We start from the raw sequence: 15042 nt of genomic DNA, 5'->3' as shown, positions 1-15042 counted from the left end.
GGAGTAGTGGCAGCCGAGGCGGCGCACGTGCCGGTCCTGATCGAACGTGTGGTGGAACTGTTCGCCCCCGCGCTCGAGGGCCGTCCCGCCGTCGCGGTCGACGCCACCACCGGTCTCGGCGGGCATTCCGAGGCGCTGCTCACCGCGTTCCCGCAGCTGAGACTCATCGGCCTGGACCGCGACCCGCGCGCGCTGGAGCTCTCCCGGGCGCGGCTGGCGAAGTTCGGCGACCGGGTGGAGCTCGTGCACGCGGTCTACGACACCCTGCCCGGGCTCCTCGCCCGGCTCGGACTGTCCCGTGTGGACGGAGTGTTGTTCGACCTGGGCGTGTCCTCGATGCAGCTGGACACCGAGGAGCGCGGGTTCGCCTACGCCCGGGACGCCCCGCTGGACATGCGGATGGACCCCACCACCGGGCCCACCGCGGCCGACGTGCTCAACACCTACGAACCGGGCGAGCTGGTCCGCATCCTGCGCGAGTACGGCGAGGAACGGTTCGCCCAGCGCATCGTCAAGGCGATCGTCGCGGAGCGGGCCCGGCAGCCCTTCGACCGCAGTGAACGGCTGGTGCGCCTGCTCTACGACGCGGTGCCGGCGGCGAGCCGGCGCACCGGCGGGCATCCGGCCAAGCGCACCTTCCAGGCGCTGCGCATCGAGGTCAACGGCGAGCTGGAGGTCCTGCGCCGGGCCATCCCGGCGGCGCTGTCTGCGCTGGCCGTGGGCGGGCGGATCGTCGTGGAGTCCTACCACTCGCTGGAGGACCGGATCGTGAAGCAGGCGTTCGCGGAGCTGGCGAAGTCCCGCACCCCGCCCGGGCTGCCCGTCGAACTCCCCGGCCACGGGCCGGAACTGAAGCTGATCACCCGCGGCGCCGAGAAGGCGGGCGAGGCGGAGATCGAACACAACCCCCGGGCGGCCTCGGTGCGCCTCCGGGCGGCCGAACGGATCAAGGAGGCGGACGCATGACAGCGCCTACGCGGGCCCGCAGGCAGGCCGGTGCCCAGCCGCGACGGCGTCCGCGCCGTTCGGATGCGCCGGTGCCCGAGGGGCTGGGCACCGCGGTCCCGGCCAAGCGCCGCGGCCGCCCGCAGCAGCAGCCGCAGCGCACCACGGCCGCGGAGCGCGCCTACGCGCGCCGGGCGCAGCGCGCCGAGGGGCTCAAGCGCACCGCCCCGGCGCCGGAGCGGCGGAAGGTGCGGCTGGCGCTGCGGTTGCCGCGCTCCCGCGCCACGTTCGTGCTGATGGTGATGACGCTGCTCGCCGCCGGCGTGGTGACCACGCTGCTGCTGTCGACGCAGGCGATCGCCGACTCCTACCGGCTGGAGCAGCTGCGGCACTCCAACGCGGGCCTGACCGAGCGGATCGAGCAGCTGCAGCAGGACGTCAGCGGGGCCGAATCGCCGTCCTCGCTCGCCGAGCGCGCCAGGGCGCTGGGCATGGTCCCGGCGGTCGACCCGGCGCACCTGCTGCAGAACCCGGACGGGTCGGTGACCGTGGTCGGCGAGCCGAAGAAGGCCGAGGGCGCGCCGGTCGCACCGGCACCGTCGGGGCCGGCCCTGCAGCCGGGGACGCCGGCCGGTGGCCGCCCGATCGAGGGTGACGTGCCGCAGGACGAGGGCCAGCAGGAGCAGCCGCCGGCCCCGCCCGCGGACGGCCCGGCCCCGGGACAGCAGACCGCGGGAGGACAGTGATGGCGAAGCCGGGACGCCGCAGCTACGGCGCCCGCATGCGCCAGGTGGCGGGCCGGCCCAACGCCGCCACCGGCAAAGGCCGCTACGTCGGCGTGCGCGTGGCGCTGGTCGCGGTGCTGGTGCTGGCGGGGCTCAAGCTCGTGCAGGTCCAGGGTTTCCAGGCCGCGTCGCTGTCGGCGAAGGCGGAGAGCCAGCGCAGCACGGCCATCCCCATCCCGGCCAAGCGCGGGTCCATTGTGGACCGCAACAACGTCAAGCTCGCCTTCACCGTGGAGACCCGCGCGCTGTCGGTGAACCTGCGCGCGATGCACAAGGCGTGGGACGAGGTCGCCGCCAAGAACCCGGCGGGTGGCCAGAACTTCGAGCGGCGCGCGGCCGACGCGGCCCGGTTCATCGCCGCCAAGCTGCCCGGCCGGATCACCGAGCGGGAGCTGCTCGACGACTTCCACAAGAGCGCGTCGTTCACCTACCTCGTCGACGGCGTCGAGCCGTCGATCGCCGGCGAGATCACCTCCGCCTTCCCGGAGATCGGCGCCGAGGTGCGCGCCGCCCGCGAGTACCCCGGCGACACGCTCGCCTCCAACGTGGTGGGCCTGGCGAACTGGCGGATGGACGACCCGGACGTGTCCAAGCACAGCCTGCAGGGGCTGTCCGGGCTGGAGTACACGCTCAACGCCGACCTGGCCGGCCGTCCGGGCCGCTACGTCGCCGACACCAAGCAGGGCAACGACAACGTGATCATCCCGGGCACCGAGCGGGACGTGCAGCCCGCCACCCCGGGCAACGACGTCGTGCTCACGCTCGACTCGGACACGCAGTACTTCCTGCAGAACGCGCTCGCCGACTACGTGCGGAAGTCGCACGCCAAGGGCGCCAGCGCGGTCGTGATGGACGCCAGGACCGGCGAGATCTACGCCATCGCCGACGACGCGACCTTCAACCCGTACGACAACAAGACCTACACCCAGTCGCTGATGGACCTGCAGGCGGTGTCCACGCCGTTCGAACCGGGTTCGGTGAACAAGATCGTGACTGCCACCGCGGCGATCGACCAGGGCATCGTGACGCCCGACTCGGTGCTGCAGGTGCCCGGCCAGCTCAAGGTCGCCGACCACGTCGTGCACGACGCGTGGTCCCACGGCACCCAGAACTTCTCGGTCACCGGCGTCTTCGCGAAGTCGTCGAACATCGGGACGCTGCTGCTGGCCCAGCAGCTCGGCCCGGACAAGTACCTGGACTACCTCAAACGCTTCGGCGTCGGGCAGAGCGCCGGCCTGGGCCTGTCCGGCGAGAGCCGCGGGTTCGTGCCACCACGCGGCACCTGGACCGGCACCACGTTCGGCAACCTGCCGATCGGCCAGGGCCTGTCGATGACGGTGGTGCAGATGGCCGGGATGTACCAGGCGATCGCGAACAACGGCCTGCGCGTGCAGCCCAGCATCGTCAAGGAGGAGGTCCGGCCGGACGGCACGGTGGTGCCCAAGGCGGCGCCGCAGACCACCCAGGTGGTGAGCCCGGAGACCGCGACGACCGTGCGGAACATGATGCGGGCGGTCACGCAGAGCGGCCGCAACGGCAACAGCGGGACGGCGCCCACCGCGGCGCTGGAGGGCTACCAGATCTCCGGCAAGACCGGCACCGGCCAGCAGGTCAACCCGGCCACCGGGGCCTACAGCGACTCCCTCTACAACATCACCTTCGCCGGGATCCTGCCCGCGGACAACCCGCGGCTCGTCGTCGGCATCCGGCTCGACGCGCCGGACACCACGCTGCCCGCGGGCCACTCCGCCGCGCCGCTGTTCCACGACATCGCCTCCTACCTGACGCAGCGGTTCCAGATCCCGCTGTCGCAGGGCACCGCGCCGTACGTGCCGCTGGTGCTGCCGTAGCGGCGCTGTCCCATCGGGCGCCCGATCGAGCGCTGTCCAATCGAGACACACGCACTAGGAGTACCGGGCCGACGGCGGGGAAACCCACCTCGGTAACCTTCCGTGCTGTGTCGGTGAACGCGTCTGGAAACAGCACCATGTCGCAGGAAGCGGAGGGGCGGGTACCGGACAGCCCCGTGAAGGCGGCGGTGGCGCCGCCACGGCCGACCCGCATCGAGCCGGTCCCGCTCACCACCCTGGTGGCGCGCGCGGACGCGCGCCTGGTCGGCGAGCCGCACTGGCCCGGTGACACGGTGGTGACCGGGGCCACGCTGCGGGCGCAGCACGTCCTGCCCGGCGACCTGTTCGCCGCGCTGCCGGGCGCGCGGGCGCACGGCGCCGACTTCGCCGCGGACGCCATCGCGGCGGGCGCGGCCGCGGTGCTCACGGACGAGGCCGGTGCGCAGCGGCCGGCGCTGCGCGACGCGGGCGTCCCGGTGCTGGTGCACCCGGATCCGCGCGGGGTGCTCGGGCCGGTGGCCGCCTGGATCTACGGCGAGCCGTCGCTGGAGCTGGCCGTCCTCGGCATCACCGGCACCTCCGGCAAGACCACCACCACCTACCTGGTCGAGTCCGGCCTGCGCGCCGCCGGGCACGTCACCGGGCTGATCGGCACGATCGAGACCCGGCTCGCCGGGGAGCGGCTGGCCAGCGCGTTCACCACGCCGGAGGCGCCCGATCTGCAGGCGCTGCTCGCGGTGATGGTCGAACAGGGCGTCACCCACGTGCCGATGGAGGTGTCCAGCCACGCGCTGGCGCTGGGCCGGGTGAACGGCACCCGCTTCGCGGTCGGCGCGTTCACCAACCTCTCCCAGGACCACCTCGACTTCCACCGGGACATGGAGGAGTACTTCGCGGCCAAGTCGCTGCTGTTCGACGGCCGCTCCACCACCGAGGTGGTGTGCATCGACACCGCGTGGGGCCAGCAGCTGGTCACCCCGCACACCGTCACGGTGACCACCGAGCCCGGCGTGGACGCGAGCTGGACGGCCACCGACTTCGCCACCACCGCCGCCGGTGAGCAGACGTTCACGCTGCACGCGCCGGGCGGCCGCTCGGCGCGCGCCACGCTCCCGTTGCCCGGCACGTTCAACATCGCCAACGCCGTGCTCGCGGCGGCGATCCTGGACACGTGCGGGGTCGGCCTGGAGGAGACGGTCACCGGTCTGGCGCACGTCGAGGTCCCCGGCCGGATGGAACGGGTCTACCTGGGCCAGGACTTCACCGCCGTGGTCGACTACGCGCACAAGCCGGCCGCGGTGGCGCAGGCGCTGGACGCGCTGCGCGCCCGCACCGAGGGCCGGATCATCACCGTCCTCGGCTGCGGCGGCGACCGGGACACCGCGAAGCGCCCGATGATGGGCGAGGCGGCGGCCCGGCGCAGCGAGGTCCTCATCGTCACCGACGACAACCCCCGCTCCGAGGACCCGGCCGCGATCCGGGCGGCGATGCTCGCCGGTGCCCGCGCCGCCGGGCACGAGGCCGGCGAGGTGCTCGAGATCGGCGACCGGCGCGAGGCGATCGTCCGGGCGGTCGAGCTGGCCCGCCGGGGGGACGTCGTGCTGATCGCGGGGAAGGGCCACGAGACGGGCCAGGAGGCCGCGGGCGTCGTGCACCCCTTCTCCGACCGCGACGAGCTGGCGGCGGCGATCCGGCGCCGGCTCGAAGACAACCAGGAGACCCGTTGATCCCGCTCACGCTCGAGCAGATCGCCGCCGTCACCGGCGGGCGGCTGCACCGCACCGACGGTCGCGAGACGGTCACCGGCACCGTCGAGTTCGACTCCCGCAAGCTGACGCCGGGCGGCCTGTTCGCCGCCCTGCCCGGCGAGAAGGTCGACGGGCACGACTTCGCCGCCAGGGCGGTGGAGAGCGGTGCGGCCGGTGTGCTCGCCGCACGCGAGGTGGACGCACCGGCGGTGATCGTGCCGCCGCTGCCGCCCGGCGAGGCGCACGAGCGCTCGGTCGCGCTGACCGGCGACCGGGACGGCTCCGGGGCGGCGGTGCTCGCCGCGCTGGGCAAGCTGGCCCGGTACGTGGTGCTCGAGCTGTCCCGCGCCGGGCTCACCGTCATCGGGGTGACCGGCTCGTCCGGCAAGACCTCCACCAAGGACCTCATCGCCCAGTTGCTCGAGCCGATGGGCCCGACCGTCGCGCCGCCGGGGTCGTTCAACAACGAGCTCGGCCACCCGTGGACCGCGCTGCGCGCCGACGAGAACACCCGGCACCTGGTGCTGGAGATGTCCGCCCGCGGGCCGGGACACATCGCCCACCTCGCGGAGATCGCCCCGCCGCGCATCGGGGCCGTGCTCAACGTGGGCAGCGCCCACGTCGGCGAGTTCGGCTCGCGCGAGGGCATCGCGAAAACCAAGGGCGAACTGGTCGAGGCCCTGCCACCGGCCGCGCAGGGCGGGGTCGCGATCCTCAACCTGGACGACCCGCTGGTCTCCGCGATGGCGAGCCGGACCACGGCGCGCGTCGTGGGCGTCGGCGAGCACCCGGACGCCCAGGTGCGCGCCGAGGACATCACGCTCGACGAGCAGGCCCGGGCCTCGTTCCGGCTGATCACGCCGTCCGGTACGGCGCCGGTCACGCTGTCGCTGTACGGCGAGCACCACGTCGGCAACGCGCTGACGGCCGCGGCGATCGCACTGGAGCTGGGCGCCACCGTGGAGGAGATCGCGCAGCGGCTGTCGGCCGCGCAGCGCCGCTCCGCACGGCGCATGGAGGTCACCACCCGCCCCGACGGCGTGGTGGTCATGAACGACTCCTACAACGCCAACCCCGAGTCGATGCGCGCCGCGCTCAAGACCCTGGCCTCGGCCAGCCGCGGCCGGCGCTCCTGGGCGGTCCTCGGTGTGATGGCCGAACTCGGTGCCGATAGCGTGTCCGCGCACGACGAGATCGGCCGCCTCGCGGTCCGGCTCAACATCAGCAGGCTCGTGGTGGTCGGGGACGACGCCGCGGCGATGCACCAGGGCGCCAGCCACGAGGGTTCGTGGGGTGAGGAGTCCGTGCTGGTGCCCGACGCCGAGGCCGCGATCACGCTCCTGCAGGAGCAGCTGGAGCCCGGTGACGTCGTGCTCGTGAAAGCTTCGAAGGTCGCCGAGCTCTGGCTCGTCGCCGACGCACTGCTCAAGGAAGGTGTTGCGTGATCAGCATTCTGATCGCGGCCGCGATCGGTCTCCTGGTCTCCATCCTGCTCACGCCCTACCTGATCCGGGTGTTCTCCCGGCAGGGCTTCGGCCAGGAGATCCGCGAGGAAGGCCCGCAGGGCCACAAGTCCAAGCGCGGCACGCCCACGATGGGCGGGGTCGCGATCATCGTCGCGATGGTGGTCGGCTACTTCGCCGCGCACCTGGTGAACTGGATGGGCACCGACAGCGGGAACGACGGCCCGTCGGCGTCCGGCCTGCTGGTGCTGTTCCTCGCGGTGGGCCTGGGCGTGGTCGGGTTCCTCGACGACTTCATCAAGATCCGCAAGCAGCGCAACCTGGGGCTGAACAAGACCGCGAAGCTGGTCGGCCAGCTGGTGGTCGCGGTGGCGTTCGGGATCATGGCGCTGCAGTTCGCCGACCGCTACGGCCTCACCCCGGCGTCGCTGCACCTGAGCTACGTCCGCGACCTCGCGCTGATCACCTTCCCCGCCGTGATCTTCGTGATCTTCTGCTACGTGGTCATCTCCGGCTGGTCGAACGCGGTGAACTTCACCGACGGCCTGGACGGCCTGGCCGGCGGCACCTCGGCGATGGTGCTGGCGACCTACGTGGTGATCGCGTTCTGGCAGGCCCGGCTGTCCTGCGTGGTGACCCCGCAGGCCGCCTGTTACGACGTGCGCGACCCGCTGGACCTCGCGGTCGTCGCGGCCGCCGCGGCGGGGGCGTGCATCGGGTTCCTGTGGTGGAACGCCGCCCCGGCGAAAATCTTCATGGGCGACACCGGGTCGCTCGCGCTGGGCGGCCTGGTCGCGGGCCTGTCCATCCTCACCCGGACCGAGCTGCTCGCCATCGTCATCGGCGGCCTGTTCATGGTCGAGATGATCTCGGTGGTGCTGCAGATCGCGGTGTTCCGCACGACCCGGCGCCGGCTGTTCCGGATGGCCCCGTTCCACCACCACTTCGAGCTGGCGGGCTGGGCCGAGACCACCGTGATCATCCGGTTCTGGTTGCTCGCCGCGATCTGCTGCATGTTCGGTCTCGGCCTCTTCTACTCCGAACAGCTCGGCGCGGGAGGCTAGGACCGTGTTCGCCGGACGCAACGTCCTCGTCGCCGGCGCCGGGGTGACCGGCCGCTCGGCGGTGCGGGCGCTGACCGAGCGGGGCGCCCGGGTCACCGTGACCGACGGCGACGCCGGCCGGCTCGCCGAGCTGGACGGCCTGGGTGCCGAGCTGATCCCCGGGCTGGACGCCCCGCCGGCCGGGACCGACCTCGTGGTCACCAGCCCCGGCTGGCGGCCGACGGCACCGCTGCTGGTCGCCGCGGCCACGGCCGGCATCGAGGTGATCGGTGACGTCGAGCTCGCCTGGCGCGCCTCCCGCGACCTGCCGGACCCGGCCACCTGGCTCGCCGTCACCGGCACCAACGGCAAGACCACCACGGTCGGGATGCTGGAGTCGATGCTGCGCGCCGGCGGCGTGCACGCACTGGCTTGCGGCAACATCGGCCTGCCGGTGCTGGACGCCGTCTTCGAGGGGTACCAGGCGCTGGCGGTGGAGCTGTCCAGCTTCCAGCTGCACTGGTCCTCGACGCTGGCCCCGCACGCCTCGGTGGTGCTCAACCTCGCCGAGGACCACCTGGACTGGCACGGCACGCTCGCGGAGTACGCCGCCGCGAAGGGCACCATCCACGCGCACTCGTCGGTCGTGGTGCACAACGCCGACGACCCGTGGTCGGTGCGGCTGGCCGACTCCTACGCGCCCGCCGGGGCGCAGCGGGTGGGGTTCCGGCTGGACACCCCCCGGCCGGGGGAGCTGGGCCTGGTCGAGGACCTGCTGATCGACCGCGCTTACGGGCCGGATCCGCAGAGTTCCGCCGACGAACTGATCTCCGCCGCCGAGGTGCGGCCGCCCGGCCCGCACAACCTGGCCAACGCGCTCGCCGCCGCAGCACTGGCCCGGGCCTACGGCGTCGAGCCGGGCGCGGTGGCCAAGGGGCTGCGCGAGTTCCAGCCGGGCGCGCACCGGGCCGTCGAGGTGGGCGAGTTCGGCGGGGTCCGCTACGTGAACGACTCCAAGGCCACCAATCCGCACGCCGCTGCCGGCTCCCTGCTCGCGCACGCCAGCGTGGTGTGGATCGCGGGCGGCCAGCTCAAGGGCGCCGCGGTCGACGACCTGGTCGAGGTGGTCGCGGGCCGGCTGCGGGGGGTGGTGCTGATGGGCGCGGACGCGCCGGTGATCGCCGCCGCTCTCGCGCGACACGCGCCGGATGTCCCCGTCCACCGGGTCGCTTCGGGTGACGATGAGGCCATGAACGAGGCGGTCTTGGTGGCCAGCGACCTGGCCCGGCCCGGTGACGTGGTGCTGCTGGCACCGGCCGGGGCTTCCCTGGACATGTTCCGCAACTACGCCCATCGGGGCGACGCCTTCGCCGACGCGGTCCTGGCCCGTGCGACGGGGTCTGCCGATGACGGTCGTTGAGGAGCCGGACCAGAAGCAGGAACGCCAGCGCAAACGCGGTGACCGGCCCAGCCCGGCGCGCGCGACCTTCACCGCGCTGACCGCGTGGCTGTCGCGCCCGCTGGCCGACTTCCACCTGGTGCTGGCGCTCACCGGTCTGCTCACCTCGATCGGCATCGTGATGGTGCTGTCGGCGTCCTCGGTCGCCTCGGTCGACCCGGACACCGGGGCTGGGGTGTATTCGCTGTTCAAGAAGCACCTGATCTTCGTGCTGAGCGGTTCGGTGGTGTTCTGGGTGGCGCTGCGGATGCCGCTGCGGCGCACCCGCGCGCTGTCGTCGATGGGCGTGGTGGTGTGCCTGTCGATGCTGGCGCTGGTGCTGACGCCGCTCGGTTCGGCCGGTGGCGGCGCCCAGCGGTGGTTCGTCGTCGGCGGGTTCTCGGTGCAGCCGGTGGAGTTCACCAAGGTCGCCTTCGCGCTGTGGGGCGCGCACGTGCTGGTCACCAAGTACCACGTGCTGCACCAGTGGCGGCACCTGATGGTGCCGGTGGTGCCGGTCGCGCTGCTGATGTTCGCGCTGGTCATGGCGCAGCCGAACCTGTCCGGCACGATCACGCTCGGCGTGGTGCTGATGTCGCTGCTGTGGTTCGCCGGCGCGCCGAAGCGGCTGTTCGCGGTGATCCTCGCCGGCGGTGTCGCCGGGGCCGTGGTGCTCGCGCTCACCGCGTCCTACCGGATGTCGCGGGTCCTGTCGTTCCTGTCGCCGGGGTCGGACACCAGCGGCGCGGCCTACCAGGCCACGCAGGCCAAGTACGCGCTGGCCGACGGCGGGCTGTTCGGCAAGGGGCTCGGGCAGGGCCCGTCGAAGTGGTCCTACCTGCCGAACGTGCAGAACGACTTCATCTTCGCGGTGATCGGCGAGGAGCTCGGGTTCATCGGCTGCATCGTGGTGATCGGCCTCTTCGTCGGGCTCGCGATCGTCGGGCTGCGCATCGCCATGCGTAACCTGGACCCGTGGATCCGGATCACCGCGGGCACGCTGACGGTGTTCACGGTGTCCCAGGCCGGCATCAACATCGGTTACGTGGTGGGTCTGCTGCCGGTCACCGGCGTGACGCTGCCGCTGATCTCGGCGGGTGGCACGTCGATCTGGGTCACCATGTTCCTGATGGGTTTGCTGGCCAACGCCGCGCGGCACGAACCGGAGTCGGTCGCCGCGTTGCGCTCGCAGGGACCGGGTAAGTTCGGCCGTCTCCTGCGCCTGCCGGCACCCGAGGTCTACCGGCCGCCGGCCCGGCGGCGGGGCAGCGGGCGCGGCACCCCCCGCGGTGACCGCCCGTCGGCCCGCGGGGCACGATCGGCGCAGGCGCCCGAGCGCCGGCGCGCGGCGCCGGGCAGACGGGGAAGTTCAGTGCGGAGAGGGACGTAGGAGCAAGTGAGCAAGGCGGTTACCGGCGTGGCTCCCACCGTGGTGGTGGCGGGCGGCGGCACGGCCGGACACATCGAACCCGCGCTGGCGCTGGCCGACGCCGTGCGGCGGCTGCGGCCGGACGCCACGGTGGTCGCCCTGGGCACGTCCCGGGGACTGGAGAACAGGCTCGTCCCGGCGCGCGGTTACCCGCTGGAGCTGATCCCGCCGGTGCCGTTGCCGCGCAAGCCGACCACGGACCTGCTGCGGTTGCCCCTGAAGGTCCGCGACTCGGTCAAGCAGACCCGTGCGGTCCTGGACCGGGTCGGGGCGGACGTCGTGGTCGGGTTCGGCGGTTACGTGTCGCTGCCCGCCTACTTCGCCGCCCGCGGCCGGGTGCCGATCGTGGTGCACGAGGCCAACCAGTCGCCCGGCCTGGCCAACCGGGTCGGTGCCCGGTTCGCGGAGCGGGTCGCCGTCGCAGTCCCGGGCACGCCGCTGCCCGGCGCGGAGGTCGTCGGGATCCCGCTGCGGCGCTCGATCACCTCGCTGGACCGCGCGGCGCTGCGGGCGCAGGCGCGCGAGCACTTCGGCCTCGACCCGGACGCGCCGACGCTGCTGGTGTTCGGCGGTTCGCAGGGTGCCCAGTCGATCAACGCCGCGGTCTCCGGGGCGGCCGGGGAGCTGGCCGGCGCCGGGATCGGGGTGCTGCACGCGCACGGCCCGAAGCACAGCCTGGTGGTGCAGGAGTTCCCGGGCCGGCCGGCGTACGTGCCGGTGCCCTACCTGGAGCGGATGGACCTGGCCTATGCGGCCGCGGACCTGGTGCTGTGCCGGTCGGGTGCGATGACCGTCGCCGAGGTGTCCGCGGTCGGGTTGCCGGCGGTGTTCGTGCCGCTGCCGCACGGCAACGGCGAGCAGGCGGTCAACGCGCGGCCGGCGGTGGACGCGGGTGCGGCGCTGATGGTCGCCGACGCCGACCTGAGCCCGGCGAAGGTGGCCGAGCTGGTCGTGCCGCTGCTCACCGACCCGGACCGGGTCGGGAAGATGGGAGCCGCGGCCGTCGGGCTGGGGCACCGCGAGGCCGACGAGGTGCTGGCGCGCATCGTCCTGGAGGTGTGCGGCAAGTGAGCGACGTCCCCGCCGAGCTGAGCCGGGCCCACCTGATCGGGATCGGCGGCGCCGGCATGAGCGGCATCGCCCGGATCCTGCTGGCGCGTGGCGCCCGGGTGTCGGGTTCGGATGCCAAGGACTCCCGGGCGTTCCTGACGCTGCGGGCGCAGGGCGCGGAGATCGGCATCGGGCAGCGCCCGCAGAACCTGGACGCGCTGCCCGGCGGCCCGTCCGCCGTGGTGGTGTCCACCGCGATCAAGGAGAGCAACCCGGAGCTGGTGGCCGCCCGTGAGCGCGGCATCCCGGTGCTGCACCGGGCGCAGGCGCTGGCGCTGCTGATGGCCGGGCACCGGGTCGCGTGCATCGCCGGGACCCACGGCAAGACGTCGACCACGTCGATGCTCACGGTCGCGCTGCAGCACTGCCGCCTGGACCCGTCGTTCGCGATCGGCGGCGACCTCAACGAGTCCGGCGCCAACGCCCACCACGGCGAAGGCGGGTTGTTCGTCGCCGAGGCCGACGAGAGCGACGGGTCGTTCCTGAGCTACTCGCCGTCGGTGGCGGTGGTGACGAACGTGGAGCCCGACCATCTGGACCACCACGGCACCGCCGAGGCCTACACCGCGGTCTTCACGCGGTTCACCGGCCGGATCGAGCCGGGCGGGCTGCTCATCGTGTGCGCCGACGACGAGGCCGCGAACGCCCTCGGTGACCACGCCGCCCGCGAGGGCGTGCGGGTGCGCCGCTACGGCCGCTCGGTGACCGCTCCGGGTGACGCGCGGGTGCTGGACTACCGCCCGGCCGACGTCGGCGGAGTGGTCCGGATCGCCCTGGACGGCGCGGAGACCGAGGTGCGGGTCGCGGTGCCGGGTGAGCACATGGCGTTCAACGCGGTCGCGGCACTGCTGGCCGGGCTGGAGCTGGGCGCGCCGCTGGACGGGCTGGCCGAGGGGCTGGCCGCGTTCGGGGGTGTGCGGCGGCGGTTCGAGTTCAAGGGCCGGGCCGGGGACGTGCGGGTCTACGACGACTACGCCCACCACCCGACGGAGGTCGCGGCCCAGCTGCGGGCGGTGCGGCACGCGGCGGGCGGCGGCCGGGTGGTCGTGGTGTTCCAGCCGCACCTGTACTCGCGCACCAAGCTGTTCGCCGCGGAGTTCGCGAGCGCGCTCGGGCTGGCCGACGAGGTCGTGCTGCTGGACGTGTACGGGGCGCGGGAGGAGCCGGAGCCGGGGGTCAGCGGGGCGCTCATCGCGGAGCGGATCACCGGCGCGGGGGTGCACTACGAGCCGGCTTTCGACCGGGCCGTGGCGCTGGCCGCCGATCTGGTCAAGCCCGGGGACCTGCTGGTGACCATGGGCGCGGGCGACGTGACCCAGCTCGGTCCGGAGATCCTGGCCGAGCTGGACCGGCGGGCCGGGGGCTAGGTGGCGGCGCGAGCGGGGAGCGAGGAGCGCAGCAGGCCGTCCACGCGGCGGCCGTCGGCCGCGCGCAGCAGGCGGGGCCGCCGCCCGCTGGCCGCCCGGCGGCGCACCGGGACGGGTCTGTCCCGCCGGCGCGCGTTGCGCCGCCGCTGGGTGGCGGTGCTGACCGTGCTGTCGGTGCTCGGGCTCGGGTACGTCGTGCTGTTCACCTCGTTGCTGGGAGTGCGATCGGTCGAGGTGCACGGGGCGCGCAGCGTGCCGGGCGACCAGATCCTGGCCGCGGCAGCGGTGCCGGACCGCAAGCCGATGCTGCTGCTGGACACCGGTGGAATAGCGGCCCGGGTCACGGCGATCCCCGGCGTGGCCACTGTGGACGTCTCCCGTTCCTGGCCGTCTACTGTGGACATCACGGTGACGGAGCGGACACCGGTCGGGTTCACCGCGGCGGCGGACGGGCTGCACCTCGTCGATTCCGGTGGCCTGGACTACAAGACGGTGCAGAACAAGCCGGAGGGCCTGCCGGAGCTCCAGCTGGCGGTTGTGTCGCCGGACGATCCGGTGACGCGCTCGGTGGTGGCCGTGCTGGCGACCGTGCCGCAGCCGCTGAAGGGCCAGATCGCCGTGGTGCGAGCCAGAACGCCAGGGGGCGTGGAGTTCACGCTGACCACGGGCAAGACCGTGCGGTGGGGCAGTGCGGAGAACGCGGACCGCAAGGCGCGCGTGCTGGGCGTGCTGCTGACCCGCGAGGGCCAGACCTACGACGTCGCCAGCCCCGAGCTGCCCACCGTCTCCTGACCGGCTCCGGTCCAGGGCCCGGACGTCAGTCCAGTGCGGCGTCGAGCGTGATCGTCGTTCCGGCCAGTGCCTTGAAGACCGGGCAGGTTTGCTCCGCGGTTTTGGCGAGCTCGGCGAACTTCGCCGCGTCCACGCCGGGCACCCGGGCGCGCAGGGTGACCGCGATGCCGCTGATCTCGAGCCCGCCGCCGTCGGCCGGCCCGAGGGTGACCTCGGCGCTCACGTCGATCGACTCCGCGGTCAGGTTCTCCGACTCCAGCACACCGGACAGGTTCATCGCCAGGCACGACGAGTGCGCGGCGGCGATGAGCTCCTTCGGGCTGGTCCGGCCCTCCGGGCTGCCCGCGCGCGTCGGGAAGGACACGTCGAACTGGCCGGCGTTGGACGAGTCGAGCGTGACGTGGCCGGAGCCGTTGTGCAGGCCGCCTTCCCAGTGGGTGGTGGCGTCGCGGCTGGGCATGGTGTTCCCCTTTCGACGAGACCGGGACAGCGCAACCGTAGTCTCGGATGTGGGAAGCTCGCACCGTGATCAGGACCGAACCGGCCCGTGACGGCGGTGAGTACGACCAGCTGAGCGGCTTCCTGGACTTCCTGCGGGAGGCCGTGGAGCTCAAGTGCGCGGGCCTGACCGACGAGCAGGCCCGCCGCAGCCTGGTCCCCAGCGAGCTGACCACGATCGCCGGCCTCGTCGGCCATCTGACCTACGTCGAGCACTACTGGTTCGAAGTGGTTCTCGACGGCCGCCCGAACCGGTGGGCCGCGCGGCTGGACCGGGACCCCGACGCCGAGTTCCGGGAGGCGCTCACCGTGCCCCTCGGGGATCTGGTGGCCGGTTACCGTGCGCAATGCGCCGTCAGCCGGGAGATCGCCGCGAAGCTGGAACCGGAGAGCCGGGTGCCGTTCCGGGGCGGCTCGATCAACCTCCGGTATGTGCTGATCCACCTGGTGGAAGAGACCGGGCGGCACGCCGGGCACCTGGACCTGCTGCGCGAGATGATCGACGGCCGCACCGGCGAATGAGACCGCCGGTGCCAGGATTTTGCAATGCCACGCCCGACACGCGGCGTGGCTA

13 protein-coding genes are annotated in these 15042 nt (G+C 73.1%); 12 read left to right on the top strand and 1 reads right to left on the bottom strand.

Annotation, left to right across the window (positions count from 1 at the left end):
- The first annotated feature begins 6 nt into the window (after positions 1–6).
- From rsmH to FHX46_RS18650, 11 genes are all read left to right on the top strand, one after another.
- Entirely contained in the window at positions 7–966 is a 960-nt protein-coding gene (rsmH, locus tag FHX46_RS18700) for a 16S rRNA (cytosine(1402)-N(4))-methyltransferase RsmH (RefSeq protein ID WP_167116636.1), read from the top strand.
- On the top strand, positions 963–1691 hold the full coding sequence (locus FHX46_RS18695; protein ID WP_167116633.1) for a hypothetical protein: 729 nt from the start codon (positions 963–965) through the stop codon (positions 1689–1691). Before rsmH ends, FHX46_RS18695 begins: the two co-directional genes overlap by 4 nt.
- The gene (locus tag FHX46_RS18690; RefSeq protein WP_167116630.1) at positions 1691–3580 is read left to right on the top strand and encodes a peptidoglycan D,D-transpeptidase FtsI family protein; all 1890 of its coding nucleotides are present in this window, start codon (positions 1691–1693) and stop codon (positions 3578–3580) included. Before FHX46_RS18695 ends, FHX46_RS18690 begins: the two co-directional genes overlap by 1 nt.
- Positions 3581–3717: 137 nt before the next feature.
- A complete protein-coding gene (locus FHX46_RS18685) occupies positions 3718–5307 on the top strand; it encodes a UDP-N-acetylmuramoyl-L-alanyl-D-glutamate--2,6-diaminopimelate ligase (protein ID WP_167116627.1) in 1590 nt (529 codons plus the stop codon).
- Positions 5304–6773 (top strand): UDP-N-acetylmuramoyl-tripeptide--D-alanyl-D-alanine ligase, encoded by a 1470-nt coding sequence (locus tag FHX46_RS18680; RefSeq protein WP_167116624.1) that lies wholly within the window; start codon positions 5304–5306, stop codon positions 6771–6773. Before FHX46_RS18685 ends, FHX46_RS18680 begins: the two co-directional genes overlap by 4 nt.
- Positions 6770–7855, top strand: a complete 1086-nt coding sequence (gene mraY, locus FHX46_RS18675; RefSeq protein WP_167116621.1) for a phospho-N-acetylmuramoyl-pentapeptide-transferase — start codon at positions 6770–6772, stop codon at positions 7853–7855. The genes FHX46_RS18680 and mraY overlap by 4 nt, the downstream gene beginning before the upstream one ends.
- A gap of 4 nt (positions 7856–7859) precedes the next feature.
- Positions 7860–9254 (top strand): UDP-N-acetylmuramoyl-L-alanine--D-glutamate ligase, encoded by a 1395-nt coding sequence (gene murD / locus FHX46_RS18670; protein ID WP_167116618.1) that lies wholly within the window; start codon positions 7860–7862, stop codon positions 9252–9254.
- Complete coding sequence (gene ftsW / locus FHX46_RS18665) at positions 9241–10662, top strand: putative lipid II flippase FtsW (RefSeq protein ID WP_167116615.1); 1422 nt, start codon at positions 9241–9243, stop codon at positions 10660–10662. The genes murD and ftsW overlap by 14 nt, the downstream gene beginning before the upstream one ends.
- A 6-nt stretch (positions 10663–10668) precedes the next feature.
- Complete coding sequence (gene murG / locus FHX46_RS18660) at positions 10669–11772, top strand: undecaprenyldiphospho-muramoylpentapeptide beta-N-acetylglucosaminyltransferase (RefSeq protein ID WP_167116611.1); 1104 nt, start codon at positions 10669–10671, stop codon at positions 11770–11772.
- A complete protein-coding gene (gene murC, locus FHX46_RS18655) occupies positions 11769–13178 on the top strand; it encodes a UDP-N-acetylmuramate--L-alanine ligase (protein WP_167116608.1) in 1410 nt (469 codons plus the stop codon). The genes murG and murC overlap by 4 nt, the downstream gene beginning before the upstream one ends.
- Positions 13179–13970: a cell division protein FtsQ/DivIB gene (locus FHX46_RS18650; RefSeq protein ID WP_167116605.1), complete on the top strand. Its 792-nt coding sequence runs from the start codon at positions 13179–13181 to the stop codon at positions 13968–13970. It abuts the gene before it with no gap.
- 25 nt (positions 13971–13995) lie between these two features.
- Here FHX46_RS18650 and FHX46_RS18645 read toward each other — a convergent pair whose 3' ends face one another.
- Entirely contained in the window at positions 13996–14430 is a 435-nt protein-coding gene (locus FHX46_RS18645) for an OsmC family peroxiredoxin (RefSeq protein WP_167116602.1), read from the bottom strand.
- Positions 14431–14495: 65 nt separating this feature from the next.
- On the opposite strand from FHX46_RS18645, the gene FHX46_RS18640 reads away from it, so the two are divergent.
- Positions 14496–14990 carry a DinB family protein gene (locus FHX46_RS18640; protein ID WP_313886179.1) on the top strand — a complete coding sequence of 165 codons (495 nt, stop codon included), beginning with the start codon at positions 14496–14498 and terminating at the stop codon, positions 14988–14990.
- Positions 14991–15042 lie beyond the last annotated feature (52 nt).

The sequence above is a fragment of the Amycolatopsis viridis genome, from assembly GCF_011758765.1.
Lineage (GTDB): Bacteria > Actinomycetota > Actinomycetes > Mycobacteriales > Pseudonocardiaceae > Amycolatopsis_E > Amycolatopsis_E viridis.
The sequence above is the reverse complement of the archived record's forward strand: the minus strand, read 5'-3'. Positions and strand labels throughout refer to the sequence as shown.

Coding starts and splice junctions, on each gene's coding strand:
- FHX46_RS18695 (WP_167116633.1), top strand. CDS start 963: ATGACAGCGCCTACGCGGGCCCGCAGGCAGGCCGGTGCCCAGCCGCGA.
- FHX46_RS18690 (WP_167116630.1), top strand. CDS start 1,691: ATGGCGAAGCCGGGACGCCGCAGCTACGGCGCCCGCATGCGCCAGGTG.
- FHX46_RS18685 (WP_167116627.1), top strand. CDS start 3,718: ATGTCGCAGGAAGCGGAGGGGCGGGTACCGGACAGCCCCGTGAAGGCG.
- ftsW (WP_167116615.1), top strand. CDS start 9,241: ATGACGGTCGTTGAGGAGCCGGACCAGAAGCAGGAACGCCAGCGCAAA.
- FHX46_RS18645 (WP_167116602.1), bottom strand. CDS start 14,430: ATGCCCAGCCGCGACGCCACCACCCACTGGGAAGGCGGCCTGCACAAC.